The sequence below is a fragment of the Vibrio sp. 10N.286.46.A8 genome (assembly GCF_041470165.1).
Classification (GTDB): domain Bacteria; phylum Pseudomonadota; class Gammaproteobacteria; order Enterobacterales; family Vibrionaceae; genus Vibrio; species Vibrio tasmaniensis_A.
In genome coordinates, this window is the sequence record NZ_JBFRLX010000058.1 from 1 (window position 1) to 17,261 (window position 17,261).

Consider the following 17,261-nt stretch of genomic DNA (forward strand, 5'->3'; position numbering starts at 1 on the left):
CTCATCACCCGTATTCAACGTCATCCACTTTTCACCACGAACCACTAGGTTGCCATTAGCTAATACTTCAATAACTTCAACCGTAATGTAACCGCTGATGCTGTTACTTTGGTTAGCTGATGCATCTCCAGCAAAGGTGTTGGTGTTACTAAGATCGTAAGAAAAGTTGTATTTACCAAGTTCTAGATTTTCACCGCCTACAGCTAACGGTTCCATCGATGCATCGTTCGATTTAGACATATCTGCATTAGCTTTTTTAGTCGCTCGCGTATTCTCATCTAACGCAACTGTAATAATGTCACCAATACCGCGAGGTTTTGAGTCGTCATACATGCTACCAATGTGGTTAGCATTGAACAGTGAGCCTGTTGCTGCCGCATAATGCTCTTGTTTTTTCTTCGGGTTAATTGGCGCCCATGCAGGATCACCAGCAATAGGGTCCGTTCTATCTCGAAGTGTGTCGATAATACCAGAGCTTTCCTGGGCCGACTTGTCGCCTTCTACGGCATCAACCACTGTGGTTGCGTTCTCTTGCGCCGGAGTTTCAATTGGAGCCAATGGGGCGCAGCCAGTCATAGACAAAAATAGGGCTAAACAAACAATACGTTTCATGGCGACATACTCTCAGCGGGCAATGGTAAACAGAACGATCAAAAGAAATAAGTAAACAGCGAATTAACTAGCTACAGTTGTTGGTTAACGAAGCTCATCATCTTATCTACCGCCGAGATAACTTTTGAGTTCATTTCGTATACACGTTGAGCTTCAATCATGTTAACCAACTCTTCAGTTACGTTTACATTGGATGCTTCAAGCATAGACTGACGAACATTACCTAAGCCATTCAACCCCGGAACACCCTCTTGCGGGTCACCACTTGCACCTGTAGGCAAGTAAAGGTTTTGGCCAATGGGCTCTAAACCACCTGGGTTTACGAAATCAGTAATAGTGATTTGACCAACCACGACGTTGTCTTGCTGACCACGTAGACGAACCGACACCTCACCATCGTTCCCAACCGTTACCGAGATCGCGTCTTCAGGAATAACGATTTCGGGTTGTAGGGCATAACCTTGACCCGATGTTACGATCGCGCCGTCACCGTTCAATGTGAACTGACCATTACGGCTGTAACCTGTTTCACCGTCTGGCATCTCAACTTGGAAGAAACCGTCGCCTTCAATCATCATATCTAGGCTATTCGACGTTGTTTGTGCGTTACCGTGAGTGTGCACCTTTTGGGTTGCAACTACCTTAGAACCAGCACCCAACATCAAACCACTTGGCAACTCAGTATTCTGAGACGATTGGCCACCTGGTTGGTTAATATTCTGATAGAACAGATCTTCAAACACCGCGCGGCTCTTTTTAAAACCAATGGTTGAGGCGTTGGCAAGGTTGTTTGAAATTGTTGAAATATTGGTTTGTTGGGCGTCTAAACCGGTTTTACTTACCCATAATGCTGGATGCATAGTAATTTCCTTAAAATTCTATTAGCTCATACGAAGCAGTGAATCAGACGACTTGTCCATTTCCTCTGCTGTGCTCATCATCTTGACCTGCATTTCAAACTGACGTTGTAAGTCAATTAAGCTGGTCATTTCACCTACGGCATTTACGTTACTGCCTTCGATAGCACCTTTAAGCAACGTTACCGCTGCATCTGCTTCGTATGCCTGATCTGGGTTTTTCGAACGGAAGAGGCCATTCGTATCTTTAAACAAGCTTTGGTTATCTGGACGCACAAGCTTAATACGATCAACTACGGCTAATTCTTCAGCTGGAGCGCCTTGAGGAATCACCGAAATCGTACCATCAGTACCAATTTCTACTTTACTGATTGGGATTGGGAGCGTGATTGGTGCGTCGTTTTCACCAAGCACTAAATGGCCACTTGCGTTGGTAAGTAGACCGTTTTGGTCAACCCTTAGGTTACCGTTACGAGTTAAACCTTCACGACCAGTGTTGTCCATAACTGAAATCCAACCATCACCTTGAATGGTGACGTCTAGATCTCGGCCTGTAGTAACCACACTACCCTGAGCGAAATTATGACCCGGACGCTCTGTCATGCTGAAAACACGAGTAGGCATACCTTCGCCATACGCTTGCATTGAACGTGCCTGTGCTAAATCAGCACGGAAACCCGTTGTACTTACATTGGCAAGGTTGTTCGAACGCAGCTGCAAAGCCTGCATATTTTGCTTAGCGCCGCTCATGGCAAGAAACAGTGCGCGATCCATAATTTTGCTCCAAAAATCATTTTCTGGAACTAATAAAGCAAACACTATGCCAATATTTTTAACTGTTATTTATCAAAAACTTAAACGGAGAAACAACAAAAAAAACTGACCATAAAGGATCATTGAGGAAGAATTGTTGCCAGAGGCATTACCGGGCGGCAATAGGGGCGGCAAATAGAAAAACAAACAGCCATACGTAATTCATCAACAATACCCAATTCAATAACATTGAATTGGGTATTCGCAGATGATTCAAACGCTCGAAACGATTAACGAATCTGAAGAATATTCTGTTGTAGTTGGTTGTGTACTTCTAGAGAACGAGAGTTCGCTTGGAAGTTACGTTGAGCAGAAATCAAATCAACCAATTCTTGAGTCATATCGATATTCGACTGCTCTAGTGAGCCATTGTTGATACTACCAAATGAACCTTTATTTGATTCACCCCAGATTTTATCACCTGAAGCGTTAGTAGAATCCCATTGAGTGCCGCCTTTCTTATCTAGACCATGCTCATTAGGTACACGAACTAAACCTACGCGGCCTAGTATCACATTTTCACCGTTTGAGTAACTGCCTAGAACACTGCCGTACTCATCGAAATCGATTTTCGTTAAGAAACCAGTTGTCGCGCCATCTTCATCAAACCTAGACAGTTCGAATGGAGCGGCAAACTGAGTTGAAGAATCCAGACCAAAGTTAAGTACCTGTGTCGGATCTGCACCGTTCAAATCAATTGCGTTCTCACCAGCGCCGATAGGATCAGATAGAATTGGCTGACCACTGTTAAGGCTTGCTAAGGTACCGTCATTGTTGAATTTCATGGTGTGACCAACATGACCTGCTGAATTCGTCGCGTCGCCACCAGTAATATTTACCGGCTTCTCGCCCGTTTCATCTGACATGGTGTAGTACGTTTGCCAAGTATTCGGTTGAGTCTGATCTTTTAGGTAGTAAGTCGTTAACTTGTAAGACTGTCCCATAGAATCGTAGACCGTCGAAGACGTTGCACGGTTATAGGTATCTGGATCTTTGAAGTCAAATGTTGCCGGGTCTTTAAGATCACCGTTCGCAGGAAGGTTAACCCCTACTTCAATGTTTTCTGTCTGTTTAGGCTTACCAAACTCAGCTGGAATGTCGAGAGGCTTTGGTGCATAAGAAAGAACTTCACCCGAGTTTGGATCGACATCATAACCTAAAAGAAACTCATCATTGGCCGTAACCATGTAGTTGTCTTTGTTTAGGTGAAATGCACCATTACGCGTTAGTTCATTGATCTCTGGCACCATACGGTCTTTCGATACTGCAAAGAAACCTGTACCACTTACACGCAAGTCCATTGGGTTATTCGTATAGATACTTGAACCTTCATGGAACTGTTGTGCCACTTGGCTAGCTTGCGCACCACCTCCTGGCGTCGTTTTTGCGTTAGTGAACAACGAGCTTGAGTAAACATCCCCGAACTCCGCACGAGACTCTTTAAAGCCAAATGTGTTTGCGTTCGCAATGTTGTTACTGGTTGTATTCAGGTCTAACTGTGCAGCGGATAGACCGCTTAAAGATACATATGACATTCCAATATTCTCCTAATCTAGCTAGCATAATCACTCTAAAAAGAGCTACGCTTTACCAACTTCTAGTACTTCAGCAAGTCGTACTGGCGATGTAAAACCAGCCAGATTGAGTAGTACGTTGCCATCGCCTTTACCAAGAAGCACACTGTTCACGTTCGCATAACTCGACACTTGGAACTCTGTGTTCTCACCTTCCAATAAACCCGACGCTTTCACGTTGTATTTACCGGCCGGCAATGGATTACCGTCTTCGTCTTTTCCGTCCCACTCAACACGCGTGTCACCAGATGGTTTTGAGCCGATATCAAAAGTGCGAACCAATTGGCCAACTTCATTCTCAACACGGACCATTACATTGTCCATTGCCTGAGGAAGCTTAACCATTGACGCCATACCGCCATCACCTTGTTTCACACCTGCCGCTCCAGGAACCAATACATCGCGGCCAACCAAAGAAGATGCCTGCAGTGCTTGGTTAGAGGTCATTGATGAATTCAAGCTTTCAAACTGTGTATTCATTTTGCCAATGCCATCTACGGTCGCAAATGAAGCCATTTGCGCAATCATCTGGTCATTGCTAACCGGCTTAAAAGGGTCTTGTTGTGCAAGTTGCTTAGTCAACAACGATAAGAAGTCATCTTGTTTAAGATCTTGCTTACCTGTCGTTTCATCGGGCTTCTTAGCACCATCTTGAAGACTCTTCAGCTGGTCAACATAGGACAAGCCGCTTTGACCAACATTGTTGATTCCAGCCATTTGCTACCTCCTTATCCTTATTGACCCATCTGCAGCGTACGCAGCAGCATTTGTTTACTCGAGTCAGCAACCTGTACGTTTGTTTGATACGCACGTGATGCTGAAATCATGTTTGCCATTTCTTCCATAACGTTAACGTTAGGCTTATAGATGTAGCCTTCGTTGTTCGCTAACGGGTGATCTGGGTTGTACTCCGCATTCAGCGGTTTATCGCTTTCTACGATACCTAATACTTTTACTGGCACAGTGTGACCACTATTACGTGCCTGATTTAACTCAGCGCCAAACACTGCGTGACGAGCCTTGTAAGTGTCTTTAGCAGAGCTACTTACACTGTCTGCGTTAGCAAGGTTACTTGAGGTAGTATTTAGACGAACAGATTCAGCACTCATCGCAGAACCAGTCACATTGAATACATTAAATAAGCTCATCTAGTTATTCCCCTTTTATCGCTTTAGTTAAATTCTTGAACTTACTTCCTAAGAAGTCGAGAGAGGCTTGATGCCTAATTTGGTTTTGCATGAAAAGATTTCGTTCCAAATCCAAATCAACCGTATTGCCATCTCCAGTATCAGGTTGCGTAGGAATTCGATACTTCGTTTCCCCATTCACCGTTGTTGAGGCAGAAATATGCCGACCGTCTGTTCGGCTAAGACCAATGCTTGCCCCAGAACTTGCCGCCTGCAGTGATTTATTAAAGTCTAATCCCTTTGCTTTATACCCAGGCGTGTTAGCTTGCGCGATATTGGTGGAAAGCACCTCAGCGTTACGCTCACGTACACCAACTGTGTGCTGGTGAATGCCTAAAGCATTGTCAAAAGAAATAGCCATGTAAACCTCAACTCAAGAACTGACTGTTATGAAATAACCCAAGCAATATATATACCAACTTTAAAAATAAAGTGGCCGACCATTACTTTTACAGGTTACTCGTGGGTAAACTTGCAATATACAAGCCAACAAATAGAGTAAATTGGAATGTCACTCTGACTTAAAGATATAGATTAAATGAGAAAAAGAAAACCCAGCACTTGGCTGGGTTTTAAATCTGGACAGTAATATTGCACCTTAAAGTGGTGACACTAATTACTTTAATTTGTAGATGATGCCTGGATTACAGCGAACCATTTCAAAACGATCTGTTAAGCCGGTTAACGATTCAGACGCACCCAATAACAGGTAACCACCAGGATTCAGGCTATTTGCCATCTGGTTAAGTACTTTTGACTTCATATCCGGAGAGAAATAAATCAACACGTTACGACAAAAGATAATGTCGAATTTGCCTAACAGTGCATAGCTCTCCATCAAGTTCTGAGGACGGAAGTTTACCATTCGCTTAACGTTGTCTTTCACTTTCATACGACCATCGCCAGCATCTTCAAAGAAAGTGCGACGGCGCTCAGGAGAAAGTCCTCGGCCCAAGGCAAGGTTGTCATAAGCGCCAGTGCGGCACATATCTAACATACTTGCTGAAATATCAGTAGCGGTAATCGATACATTTGGCAACATACCCGGCTTACGTGCTTGGGTCTCAAGTATCGTCATAGCCATTGAGTATGGTTCTTGACCTGAAGAGCTTGCCGCAGACCAAATCTTGATAGGACGTTTATTTGCCGCTATTTCCGGTAGAAGTTTATCCGCTAGTACAGCAAACGGATAAGTATCTCGGAACCAAAGTGTCTCGTTAGTCGTCATAGCATCCACTGCCGCCACTCTCAACTCACGGTTTCGACCTGTCACTACATCTCTTAGCAAATCAGACAATGAAGCAACATTAAACTTCGTTACTAATGGGCTTAAACGACTGCGCACTAAATACTGCTTACTGTCACCTAATACAATGCCACATTGAGATTCTAAGAAACGGCTGAAATCGCGATACTCTTGATCACTTATTGTTATAGCAGTCATTAATGTCTCTTTTAGTTAGTTAACGCAGCTTTAACCGCGCCACCAAGCTCATCAGGATTGAATTTCGCGATGAAGGAGTTAGCCCCTACACGCTCAACCATGGCTTGGTTAAATACACCACTCAATGATGAGTGCAAAATTACGTATAAATCTTTTAGTTCTGCGTGACGACGAATCTCAGCAGTCAGCGTGTATCCATCCATTTCAGGCATTTCAATATCTGAAATCACCAATGAAATTTGATCGTAAATACTGCCTTCCGATGCCATTTTCATCAGAGTCTCATAGGCTTCTTTACCATCTTTGACAGCAATGACCTCAAAACCAATAGATTCTATAGCACGTTGAACCTGCTTACGAGCAACCGTCGAGTCATCAGCAATCAAGATTCGGCGAACCAATTCTTTCTCTTGTTCAACTTCTGCAATTTCCTCTGCGATTCTGCTATCCATGGTTTCATCAACAGGTGATATCTCAGCAAGAATCTTTTCAACATCCAGAATTTCAACCAATTCATTATCGATGTTGGTTACCGCTGTTAGGTAATTATCTTTACCTGAACCATCTGGTGGTGGAAGAATAGCTTCCCAGTGCATATTAACAATTCTATCTACAGAGCTTACGAGGAATGCTTGGATAGTACGGTTAAATTCAGCAATCACCACAAAGCACTTATCGATATCAGATGTAGGACGTCCGCCTACCGCTAGGCTCAAATCAATGACAGAAACTGTCTGACCACGAATATGAGCCACACCTTTTACGAGATGATGTAAATTTGGCATTAAAGTCAGACGAGGGCATTGTAAAACCTCTTTCACTTTAAATACATTAATACCGTAACGCTGACGCCCCATTAGGCGAAAGGTTAGTAATTCTAATCGGTTTTGACCGACGAGTTGCGTACGCTGATTCACTGAATCAAGAATACCCGTCATGAGCTCATCTCCATATCAAACTTTTTGGATAGAAAGTGTTAGTCTACTGCAGGCTACGAACCACTAGAGAAATAAAATGACATATCATAAAGCAAACATATATCTTTTTTCCATAGCTATGTGTAGAACTATTTTTAAAACTGTCGCTAAGTTTATCGGCATTCTAACAATATTGTTTAGTTTTTTTACACACGCGGCAACGCCGGAACAAATTGACATGATCCAATCAGCGGCTGAGCAACACATCCTTGACTCGGTGGAGCAACCGCGAGGCGGTGAACTTTTTGTTAATTCCGCTAATGTAGACTCTAGAATCAAAGCAACAAATTGTCCTATCCCCCTTGAGACAAGTGCCTCTACAACAACCAACACTCGCAGCAGCATTACTGTTTTAGTTCGTTGTGTTCCTGATGAATGGCGTGTTTACGTGCCAGTGCGCCTTTCAATGTCAGTACCACTTGTCACAACGACTCGCTCACTGGCGAGAGGCGAAATTGTCGGTCAATACGACGTCACGACTACGATGATTTCTCTCAACAAATTTCGTCGCCAAGGCTTTACCACTCCACAACAAGTCATCGGTGCTAAGGTAAAAAAGAACCTAAGACCCGGTGATGTTGTCGAAAGAGGCGATATTTGTGTCGTATGCCGAAATGAGAAGGTTATCATACAGGCAGTAAAAGGTGGCATGACCATTACCACCAAAGGTACTGCACTTACCGATGGCTCAATGGGTGATCAAGTTAGGGTGAAAAATGACAAATCACAGCGTATAATCGAAGGTATTGTTACCAGCATGTCTGAAGTCACGGTTTACTTTTAACACTTCACTTTAAAGTGTCGGTATCGTTAGCGCTTTTATTCTCAACTCTAACATCCAATTATAACGGTTGAGGTGTTTGGTTCGTTTTCGACTATTGAGCTAAAAATTGCTAAAGTATTCTCACCCATGGTCGATATTGACTGTACAGGTTCCCATTTTGAAGAAAAAGGCTTAACTATGGCAGGTATTGATAATATTCGTTCAGGGCAAACCCTAGCGAGCACTAACCGCTCAGCAGTACGCTCTGATTCTAAGTCTGAGGCATCAAGATCTGATGCATCATCTAAATCACCAGCAAGCAAAGATGCGGTTTCACTAAGCCAACAAGGCAAGGCGATTGGTCAACTCCATCAAGAGATGGCAGCACAACCAAGTTTCGATTCAGTGAAAGTCGCGGCAATAAAAGAAGCGATCGCAAATGGTTCATACACTGTTGATCCAGAAAAGTTGGCCGACAACATGATGAAATTTGAAAACGAATTAAAAGGTCTTTAAGCAAACATTAGCTTTAAAATAAAGTTATTATCTTAAAGTACACGAGGTTATTAGTAGGTTACATTATGGCGGCACTAGCAGATTTAGTTAATTTCCAACTTCAAAATGCCAAAGCCTTATCTGAATTATTGAGTTCAGAGAAAATCGCTATTACAAGCCGACAATCAAGCGATATTGAGCGAATAGCCAAAGAGAAAGTGGTTCTTGTTGAACAACTAAGATCAACCGATCAACGAATCGCTGCCCATACTAATATATCTGAACTGACCGAGAACCCTGAACTTGCTCAGTTAGTCACAACCATCAAATCCATAGTGCACGACTGTCATCAAGCGAACTTGGTAAATGGCGAAGCCTTGAATCGAGCACACCTTAGCTTCAAAAAACTCAGCAATATGATGCAGCAAAGTCACGGCAAAATTGGCATGACCTACAATGCCGGAGGCCAAACGCATACAATTTCTACGCTAGGAACCAACGTTAAAGCCTAGTTAGGTAAACCACCTCCTTCTCATATCTGTATCTGTATCTGTATCTGTATCTGTATCTGTATCTCAGCCTACCCTTCTCGTTACACCAGTCAAATCTCCCACTAAACCTGTGAATGTACTCCCCAAGCCGATAAACAAAAAAGCGGCAAGTACTTTAATACTTACCGCTTTCTTATTCATAACCGTTACTGGTTGCCGTTACGCCATCTGGAAAGCGAATAGCAGCCAATATAAAAGGAGAAACCTATAACTAGACGATCCTTAAACTAGAACAACGTTTGTTGTCTCTTCTCAGGCACTGGCTGAACTTCGCCATAATTACGCAGTTGTTCCATTTTTTGGATATCTAACCGCAGTTCAGTCACATAGCTGTCGCCAACAGGGTAACTGCGCACCACTTCGGCACCACGGATAACACCATCAACCGCGCCTGAAGTTCTCTCAGTACCAAGACGCTGATCTTCAAGCTCAGCTCGACCACTCACGCGCATACCATACACTTGCTCGGCAAGTTCACGATACGCATCAATTTTAGAGGCTCTCATTGCTCGAATACGTTTCTCTTCGTCATTACGACCTTTCTGCTCGCTGACACTCGCGTAGCCAACCGCAACCAAAAAGTCATTAGGTCTCATGCTTTGTAATGGTTGACAGCCGACAAGCAATAAAGCGGCAACAACAAATATTAACTTCTTCATCACGAACTCCTAAGGGCGAAGAATAACAGTATGAGGCTGACTGATCGTTGGATCAGAACGAATAATAACCCCATCTTGAGTTCGAATACTGTTCAGGGTATCTAAGTCACGACCAATACGGTCTGCAGGTAAAAAGCCTTGTGCGGAAGCAACAACGATGCGAGTTTGCATTCCAACCACACGAGCATTCACTAGAACACCGCCTTCTTGACGAAGCATAGTTCCAGTCAAAACATACTGGACGTCTTGCTCTTGGGCTAAGTCTTTCCAATCGCGGCTAATAGCAAAATCCCCCTGGTGGGTCACTTGGATAGAGCCTGTGGTTTTAAAATCAACCACTTTAAAACCTCGACGCTGAAACTGATGAATGAAACCTTCTGATACCGAGTTTCCTAACCAACTGGTTGTGTCCATGTGTTGCAGATCGACAAACGAGGTAATGGCAATGGGTGTTCTGGCTGAAATACTCGTATTCGACAAGATCAAATCTTCGGTCATGCTTTCCACGAAAAAATCCATGGTATGACGCGGGCTGTCCATCAACATAAACGGACTGCCTGAATACTCAGACTTACCGTTATAGATTGGCGAATAAGCGCATGATGTCATTAACATGACACTCATTACTACGAGCCATTTTTTCATTCTCTTATCTCCAGATATATTTAGTGCTTGCTGTTCCAATATGTTCTCGCCATGACTCTTTTCAATGGATTACAATGTTGGAACAATCTTTGCTTTTCATTAATGGTTCAGATTATGAAAAACGCACTTGAGTCAGCTTTAAGCTTATAGATATTTGTTAAGCAATATTTATACCCAACTGGTAACGAATAGATGAAAAAAATAATTTATTACTTATTTTCAATAAGTTTACTGACAACCATCAGCTTCAGTACTCATGCCTCTTGGTATGAAGTTACCGGTACTGCAACCATCGTATCGTCAGAGGATGCGGCAAGGGTTCATGCCCTAGAGGATGCCGTTTACAAAGCCATACAGTTCTCTGGCGCTGACATCGGCAGTATTGCAAACCTCACCCCCTACTTAGATGCAAAAAAGAAAGAATTTCAATTTACCAATCATGAAGTGCGCTACATCTTAGTAGAAAAAGAGAAGAAACGCGGTGGCAATATAATGGTCACTGCAAGGATAGACATCTACCCTTCGGCAAGTGCTTGCCATGAAAGCCAATATAAGAAGACGTTTTTGGTCGGTAGTATTGATGTAAGCTCTCCACAACAAGCTGTGATGGGCCGAATCTATAACATTGGTGATGATTTTGGCCATGTCGTTAACCGACAACTGGCGCAAGAATCTCGCAGTTTTGTCTCTGTTGGCACAACAAATTACGACATAGACAAGCGTCGACCGGAAGTGATCAAAATGATCGCACAAGATACGGGGGCACAGTACATCATAGGTGGTGACATCACCGACTTAACCGCAACCATTGAATCGAAGCTTTTGAAAGACGACATTATCAATCGCCAATTTGCGTTAGAAATGCAGGTATTCGATGGTAAAACAGGTCATCAGGTTTACAACCGAAGCTATCGCGAAGTAGCAAAATGGCCATTTGCGAAGACCAGTGAAATCGACACCCGCAGTGCTCGTTTCTGGGCATCAACCTATGGCAGCATGATGCTTCGTGTCAGTCGTAATATTATGTTGGATTTAGAATCGGAAGTATCTTGTAAAATCACGCTTCCTGAAGTTGCTGCTGTGTTTGGGAATATGGTGACCATTGATTTAGGCCGAATGCACGGTGTAGAACAAGGTGACAAACTTCAGCTTTGGCACACAGGTTCATTTATCGACCAAAGAGGCTTGCCACGCAATAAGGTCTCTCAAAGTGATATCACCCTGACGGTTTCTCGCGTTTATGAAAACGAAGCTGAACTCACCATTGATCAACCAAGCCTTGCTGGAAGCATTCAAATTGGTGATGTAATGCAGAAAGTCATGTAGTTAGCAGCACCATCAACTCATGTTTTCTAATAAAGCCTTAGCAAAAATACTAAGGCTTTATTTTTTTCATGAGGATTAGTTTCGGTTTCGTGGTATTTGTCGTAACCTTATTAATAACATAATCATCATTTAGCGAACTATGAGCCAGAATAATCTAATTGGTGCTACCGGTTACCGCTTTATCTCGAAAGGTAAGACCGCTTTTAAGATCCACATTCATACACCCGACGATACGGTATTACATCGTTCAGTTGGCTTTGTTCGTATGGGGGAAGACAAAGCACTCAAGAAAACCATCAAATTAAGAGATGAGCTAGGTAGACAGCTTTGGGGCAAGTTTTGGCCAAAGGTCCTCAAAGAGCCCTATCTCATGACACGTCTGCCTCATAGTTTAGAGCCTAAAATTGTATTTAAGCCTAATCCAACGCAGAGTGACCCTGAACATCGCGACGAGTGCTACATAGCGAAATGGCGTGTTTTCTCTGAGAATGGTGATTACAAATACAGAACGAAAGTATGTTCTATACGGAAACACGGTCGACTCGCAGCCTACAGCCAAACCAAACGAGCACTGCTTGAAGCTCACAAAGATGTGATTGAGCTGCTTATCTTTATGGGACGATTGAACAGCATTGATCTGAAGTAGTATCAACCTCGATAACTTCGTTAGAAACTTTGGATTCTGACGTAATGGAGTTGGTATTCGATCTGAGAGGCTGATTATCAAATACAAAAACAGCCGCGCATTGCGGCTGTTTTGATTCATGGCTAACCATAGTGACCATTTAGCATGCTGTTATACCAATCACAGTAAGTAAGTGATCATAAATAGCGCAGGAAAAAGGCTTAAGAACAAGGCAGAAATTTTCGATAAGTAGTTATTCTACAATCAAAATTTCTAACGTAGTTATTGAGCGTTTTAACCAGCTAGGATGACCAGTTATTTACTACGATTGGTATTACATACTAAATAGACCATCTAGCTTCGGCATATCTCTGCCAGCGTCTTCAATCGACGTTTTGACTCGTTTACATAGGGGTTGCTTTGATCCCATGCGTAGCCCGCCAAAATCGAACATACCATTTGCTTTATCTTCGGGTTTGGTTCTTGATAGAAAATCACATCCTGAAGAGCCCCCGAGTACCACCCTTCAACATACGTTCTAAAAGTATTTACCCCAATCATCAATGGTTCAGCGTATTCACGATCCCAGTCGACTTTCTCGCCATTGAGTTGTTTTTCCACACACTCAACCACAAACTGAGCCGACTTCATCGCAATAGTCACTCCCGATGAAAATACAGGGTCAAGAAATTCCCCTGCATTACCCAGTAATGCATACTTATCGGTTGCAAGATGTTTAACGTTGACAGAATAGCCACCAATTTCGCCTGCGGGATTTGGATACTCCGCATTTGCCAAAATCTCGGCCAAGCCCGACTCTTCTGTTGCCAGCTGCTTAATCGCCGAAATCTTGTCTTCTGGGTATGATTCAAAGAATTTAGGTTCCCCTACCACACCGAATGAAGAGACTCCGTTACTGAAGGGAATCAACCAATACCAAACATCAGGATTGGTTGGATGTACCGAGACCAAAATTTTACTGCGATCGTATTCAAGATCAGTATCCGTTGCTGAGATATGATCATTAATATGTGTGAAGATAGCTTTGCGCGGAGGAAGTCGTGATGGCTCTTCTAAATCGAGCATCTTGGGTAACACTCGACCAAAACCACTACCATCCAGGACGTATTGAGCCTCTAACTGATAACGCTCTCCACCCTGTATTTGTACATCTAGTATAGTATGGTCTTCAGCGAAATTAATGCCTATCAGTTCATGTTGGTAATCAATGGTAACACCCTGCGCTTCAGCACAGTCTGCCATTACCTTATCAAACGCGCCTCGTTGAACCTGAAACGTCGTTCCCGGCCCAGAAGAGAACTTATCTTCAAAATTAAACGCCGTATAAACACCATTTTTACGAAAAGCCGCGCCATCTTTAAATTGGAAGTTAGCATTAGCCACAGCTTCGCTCATGCCCGCTTGTTCGATCACTTCCATGCACGCTGGTAACAGGCTTTCACCAATAGAAAAACGGGGGAAAAGGCTTTTTTCAATCACTCGAACATCGATGCCTTTTTTATGAAGCAAAGACGCAGCAATAGACCCTGATGGGCCAGCTCCGATGATCACTACTTGAGTTGACAGTTTTTTCATTAATTTAAGCCATGTTTACCATGATTATTTCGCGCTAGCTTTCAGCTCCAGAAGCGTATGCCCAAGACCGATATCGTCGGTACGAGTCACCACATCAAAGCCAGCCTCTTCCACTATCTCTAGGAAATCTTCACTGCGGTAAAAGCGGCTGTTGCCGTTGGCCAAGCAAGTGAAGTAGAGAGACGTCGCATTTAAGCTATAAGAAGCCGCATCGTATTTCTGTGCATCCCAAAACAGTTCAAGAATATAAACAGTCGCGTCTTCTGACATATGAGAGCGAACACGCTTTAATATGCTAAGAATTTCCAATGGCGAGAAGCAATCAAGGAACTGACTCATCCACCACACATCCGTACCTGTCGGCAGCGCTTGCTGTTTATCAAGCATGTTAGCGGGGAATGGAGTCACTCGGTCTTGATGACCGTGCTGTGTTGCGTTTGCCATTGCCATTTCTAATTGCTGCGGCAAATCGACAATCGTCACCTCGACATCAGAGTCGTAGTTACAACATTGCATTGCCCACTTACCTGTATTACCGCCAATATCCACCAGCGATTTAGGCTTCTTACTGAAAACTTTCTCAAGCAATACAGGGAACGAACGATCTGAGTAGAAATGATCAAACTTAAACCAGCTTTCTTTTGCTTTTTCTGGTAATTGAGACAAACCTTGGTAAATCGTTTCCCAATCACCCAGCTCTTTCAGGCCTGCAGGTGTACCTTCTTCTATTGCTTCGGTTAAATGCATCATCGCGGCATAACAAACATCAGCCGTGAAATCCATATTTGCGTTGGTCATGCCATCGTGCAATAGATAGAAGCCTAGGTTAGCCATTTTATAATGGGGCTTATCCCAAGTAACGATATGAGCACTCAGCGCCATATCAAGCAGAACTTTGACACCGTATTCGGATACACCCGTTGCTTGAGAAATAGTTTCAGCGGGTAAACCATCATTGCCCGCGTCATCTAACGCTTTCAAAATACCTAAATCACGAAGTGTACGAGCTGTATGAAAAACAATAGGAGCAAAAGACAATTTTTGCGCTTCTGTTTTTGCTTCTAATGCGTTAAATGGATCTAATTTATATTCCGACACGAAAAACCTAACTTTAAAATAATAGAGAGCTACATAGCAGCCATTTGTGCAAGCTTGCGTTTAATATCAACGTTCAAGTTATTAACCCAACGGTTGTAATTACGGTGTATTTCACCATCGTCGTACTTCAAATTCTCGGATTCGACGTAAAGAATAGAGTAAAACTTATCATTATATGGAATATCAACCACAGCATGATATGAACGGACATACAGTTCAGCACGGATTAGGCCTGGCTTAATTTCTGAAACCAACCAACCTCGGTTCTCAGCAGACTCATAAATTGCTGATTTCACCTGTTTACTTTGAAGATTCAAAGCAACTGGAGTATCCTCAACATTCATTACAGGTTGGACACGTCCACAGCCTGCAAGAACGAGTATAAATAACATTGAAACGGCTATTTTTAGTAATTTCATTTAAACTCCTTACCCGTGTTTATTTATAAGCATGCATAGTATTAGTTAGACCCAAAGTAAATCAATACTCTATGTCAAATCAATCCCAATTAATGTCGTTTAATATTGAAAAATGGTCAGCAAATTCGCCAGGCCTCTATTCCGTTGCCGAGTGGCAAACGTGGAGCACTCATTTAGATTGGCCACAAAGTGGCTCAACCGAATTTAAAGCCATCCCGCCCATGATGCGCCGTCGAATGAGCATGCAAAGCAAACTCGCTGTCCAAACCGCATTAACCCTATTAAAAGATACCTCGATTGATTATCTGGTTTTTGCCAGTCGACATGGTGAGCTCCACCGAACTGTTGCTTTGATTCAATCAATATTAGAAGGTGACGATGCCTCTCCAATGGCGTTTTCCCAATCAGTACACAACACCGCAGCAGGCCTAACAACGATTGCTGCAAAAGCACCGATTCCACTGACCTCTATCGCTTCTGGGCAAGATACCTTTCACAACGCCCTGATTGAAGCTTATCTTTACCTACATCAGTATCCGTCACATCGTGTACTCGTCATTGACTTCGACCAACCTCTGCCTGATGTATATCGAGAATACGAAAATCAGCACTATGCTGACTACGCTCTAGGTTTAGTCCTCACTGCAGGCAGTGACTACTCAGTTTCGAGAGCAGTAACAAGTAAACCAATCGCTAGCCCCCCCAAAGTTAGAGACAGCTCAGCCGCTGATTTACCACAAGGCCTACAAACGCTACAACATATCCTATTGGGAACACAGCATTGGACTATTGCTGGTAAGCACCAAAACTGGTCCTGGGTCAATAACGCCCAAGCAGGTGCACAGAAATGAGCAAAGTAGGCCAATGTTGGCGAGTATTCGCGACGGGGCTCTGCTTTACCATCTTTGGTTTGGGAGGCTTAGTCTTAAGCTTCTTAATCTTACCTTCGATCGCCCTAACGACTCGCAACGTCATAGAAAGAGAGCTCAAAGCACAACGATTAATCCGTTTCTCATTCAATGCATTCTGCCAAATAATGAAGTTCACAGGCGCGATTGATTACCAAATTGATGGCGCCGAACTGCTCCGCGAAGATCGCAACTGCATCATTGTCGCCAATCACCCTAGCTTGATTGACTATGTACTGATCGCCTCTCAACTTCCTCAATGTGATTGTCTTGTTAAAGCGGCAATATGGGAAAACCCGTTTATGAAGAGGATTGTCAAAGCAGCGGGATACATACCCAACCAAACCCCTGACGATCTTTTAGAACGCTGTGAAGAACGCTTTTCGCGTGGAAATGTATTGTTAGTTTTCCCTGAAGGAACTCGCACAACGCCAGGAATTGAACCATCCTTACAACGTGGTGCGGCACAAATTGCCACTCGAACACAAACCGACTTACGCGTGATTCATATTACAGTTTCTCCGACATTCTTAACAAAAGAGAAAAAATGGTATCAAGTTCCTGCCACTAAACCCTTTTTTCATATCGCAGTGAAAGGTAAAATAGACGTCGCACCCTTTATTGAGAATTCAAACAACTTAACTTCGGCAGCAAGGCGCCTCAATCAACACCTTGCACAGACTATTTTTCCTTCCGAAGAGAATATTTAGCT

The 17,261-nt window shown here is 43.2% G+C and carries 21 protein-coding genes; 7 read left to right on the plus strand and 14 right to left on the minus strand.

Annotated elements, in window-relative coordinates; genetic code table 11:
• The 9 genes from AB4232_RS06925 to AB4232_RS06965 all read right to left on the minus strand — a co-directional run.
• On the minus strand, nucleotides 1-612 hold a 612-nt coding region (locus AB4232_RS06925), incomplete at its 3' end, for a flagellar basal body L-ring protein FlgH (protein WP_372086710.1).
• A gap of 71 nt (nucleotides 613-683) precedes the next feature.
• Entirely contained in the window at nucleotides 684-1,472 is a 789-nt protein-coding gene (gene flgG / locus AB4232_RS06930) for a flagellar basal-body rod protein FlgG (protein WP_009848570.1), read from the minus strand.
• A 21-nt stretch (nucleotides 1,473-1,493) separates the two neighbouring features.
• Nucleotides 1,494-2,243, minus strand: a complete 750-nt coding sequence (flgF, locus tag AB4232_RS06935; RefSeq protein ID WP_009848571.1) for a flagellar basal-body rod protein FlgF — start codon at nucleotides 2,241-2,243, stop codon at nucleotides 1,494-1,496.
• A 269-nt stretch (nucleotides 2,244-2,512) separates the two neighbouring features.
• Complete coding sequence (gene flgE / locus AB4232_RS06940; protein WP_009848572.1) at nucleotides 2,513-3,817, minus strand: flagellar hook protein FlgE; 1,305 nt, start codon at nucleotides 3,815-3,817, stop codon at nucleotides 2,513-2,515.
• Nucleotides 3,818-3,862: 45 nt separating this feature from the next.
• Nucleotides 3,863-4,573: a flagellar hook assembly protein FlgD gene (flgD, locus tag AB4232_RS06945; protein WP_009848573.1), complete on the minus strand. Its 711-nt coding sequence runs from the start codon at nucleotides 4,571-4,573 to the stop codon at nucleotides 3,863-3,865.
• Between the two features lie 17 nt (nucleotides 4,574-4,590).
• On the minus strand, nucleotides 4,591-5,004 hold the full coding sequence (gene flgC / locus AB4232_RS06950; protein WP_009848574.1) for a flagellar basal body rod protein FlgC: 414 nt from the start codon (nucleotides 5,002-5,004) through the stop codon (nucleotides 4,591-4,593).
• Nucleotides 5,005-5,008: 4 nt separating this feature from the next.
• Nucleotides 5,009-5,404 (minus strand): flagellar basal body rod protein FlgB, encoded by a 396-nt coding sequence (gene flgB / locus AB4232_RS06955; RefSeq protein WP_009848575.1) that lies wholly within the window; start codon nucleotides 5,402-5,404, stop codon nucleotides 5,009-5,011.
• Between the two features lie 255 nt (nucleotides 5,405-5,659).
• Complete coding sequence (locus AB4232_RS06960; protein WP_009848576.1) at nucleotides 5,660-6,487, minus strand: protein-glutamate O-methyltransferase; 828 nt, start codon at nucleotides 6,485-6,487, stop codon at nucleotides 5,660-5,662.
• Nucleotides 6,488-6,498: 11 nt separating this feature from the next.
• Entirely contained in the window at nucleotides 6,499-7,425 is a 927-nt protein-coding gene (locus AB4232_RS06965; protein ID WP_009848577.1) for a chemotaxis protein CheV, read from the minus strand.
• A 76-nt stretch (nucleotides 7,426-7,501) separates the two neighbouring features.
• Between AB4232_RS06965 and flgA the strand changes: the two genes are divergently transcribed.
• The 3 genes from flgA (at nucleotide 7,502) to AB4232_RS06980 (ending at nucleotide 9,234) form a co-directional block, all read left to right on the plus strand.
• Nucleotides 7,502-8,248 carry a flagellar basal body P-ring formation chaperone FlgA gene (flgA, locus tag AB4232_RS06970; RefSeq protein ID WP_017099163.1) on the plus strand — a complete coding sequence of 249 codons (747 nt, stop codon included), beginning with the start codon at nucleotides 7,502-7,504 and terminating at the stop codon, nucleotides 8,246-8,248.
• Between the two features lie 177 nt (nucleotides 8,249-8,425).
• On the plus strand, nucleotides 8,426-8,743 hold the full coding sequence (gene flgM, locus AB4232_RS06975) for a flagellar biosynthesis anti-sigma factor FlgM (RefSeq protein ID WP_029223115.1): 318 nt from the start codon (nucleotides 8,426-8,428) through the stop codon (nucleotides 8,741-8,743).
• A gap of 65 nt (nucleotides 8,744-8,808) precedes the next feature.
• Nucleotides 8,809-9,234, plus strand: coding sequence for a flagella synthesis protein FlgN (locus AB4232_RS06980; protein WP_086048932.1), 426 nt, complete (start codon nucleotides 8,809-8,811; stop codon nucleotides 9,232-9,234).
• 266 nt (nucleotides 9,235-9,500) lie between these two features.
• Here the strand turns inward: AB4232_RS06980 and flgP are convergent, their stop codons facing one another.
• Together flgP and AB4232_RS06990 are read right to left on the minus strand one after the other, a co-directional pair.
• Entirely contained in the window at nucleotides 9,501-9,932 is a 432-nt protein-coding gene (flgP, locus tag AB4232_RS06985) for a flagellar assembly lipoprotein FlgP (protein WP_012603423.1), read from the minus strand.
• 9 nt (nucleotides 9,933-9,941) lie between these two features.
• Nucleotides 9,942-10,577: a FlgO family outer membrane protein gene (locus AB4232_RS06990; protein ID WP_012603422.1), complete on the minus strand. Its 636-nt coding sequence runs from the start codon at nucleotides 10,575-10,577 to the stop codon at nucleotides 9,942-9,944.
• A 192-nt stretch (nucleotides 10,578-10,769) separates the two neighbouring features.
• On the opposite strand from AB4232_RS06990, the gene AB4232_RS06995 reads away from it, so the two are divergent.
• Both AB4232_RS06995 and AB4232_RS07000 read left to right on the plus strand, forming a co-directional pair.
• Complete coding sequence (locus AB4232_RS06995) at nucleotides 10,770-11,903, plus strand: flagellar assembly protein FlgT (RefSeq protein ID WP_372086713.1); 1,134 nt, start codon at nucleotides 10,770-10,772, stop codon at nucleotides 11,901-11,903.
• Between the two features lie 139 nt (nucleotides 11,904-12,042).
• Nucleotides 12,043-12,549: a hypothetical protein gene (locus AB4232_RS07000; RefSeq protein ID WP_009848584.1), complete on the plus strand. Its 507-nt coding sequence runs from the start codon at nucleotides 12,043-12,045 to the stop codon at nucleotides 12,547-12,549.
• Between the two features lie 333 nt (nucleotides 12,550-12,882).
• Here the strand turns inward: AB4232_RS07000 and AB4232_RS07005 are convergent, their stop codons facing one another.
• From AB4232_RS07005 to AB4232_RS07015, 3 genes are read right to left on the minus strand one after another with little or no spacing between them, the layout of a single operon-like run.
• On the minus strand, nucleotides 12,883-14,124 hold the full coding sequence (locus tag AB4232_RS07005) for an NAD(P)/FAD-dependent oxidoreductase (RefSeq protein ID WP_372086714.1): 1,242 nt from the start codon (nucleotides 14,122-14,124) through the stop codon (nucleotides 12,883-12,885).
• A 24-nt stretch (nucleotides 14,125-14,148) separates the two neighbouring features.
• Nucleotides 14,149-15,222 (minus strand): methyltransferase, encoded by a 1,074-nt coding sequence (locus AB4232_RS07010; protein WP_372086716.1) that lies wholly within the window; start codon nucleotides 15,220-15,222, stop codon nucleotides 14,149-14,151.
• Nucleotides 15,223-15,251: 29 nt separating this feature from the next.
• Nucleotides 15,252-15,641, minus strand: a complete 390-nt coding sequence (locus AB4232_RS07015) for a hypothetical protein (protein ID WP_372086718.1) — start codon at nucleotides 15,639-15,641, stop codon at nucleotides 15,252-15,254.
• A gap of 71 nt (nucleotides 15,642-15,712) precedes the next feature.
• On the opposite strand from AB4232_RS07015, the gene AB4232_RS07020 reads away from it, so the two are divergent.
• Together AB4232_RS07020 and AB4232_RS07025 are read left to right on the plus strand one after the other, a co-directional pair.
• Nucleotides 15,713-16,492, plus strand: coding sequence for a beta-ketoacyl synthase chain length factor (locus AB4232_RS07020; protein WP_372086720.1), 780 nt, complete (start codon nucleotides 15,713-15,715; stop codon nucleotides 16,490-16,492).
• Nucleotides 16,489-17,259, plus strand: coding sequence for a 1-acyl-sn-glycerol-3-phosphate acyltransferase (locus AB4232_RS07025; protein ID WP_012603417.1), 771 nt, complete (start codon nucleotides 16,489-16,491; stop codon nucleotides 17,257-17,259). The genes AB4232_RS07020 and AB4232_RS07025 overlap by 4 nt, the downstream gene beginning before the upstream one ends.
• Nucleotides 17,260-17,261 lie beyond the last annotated feature (2 nt).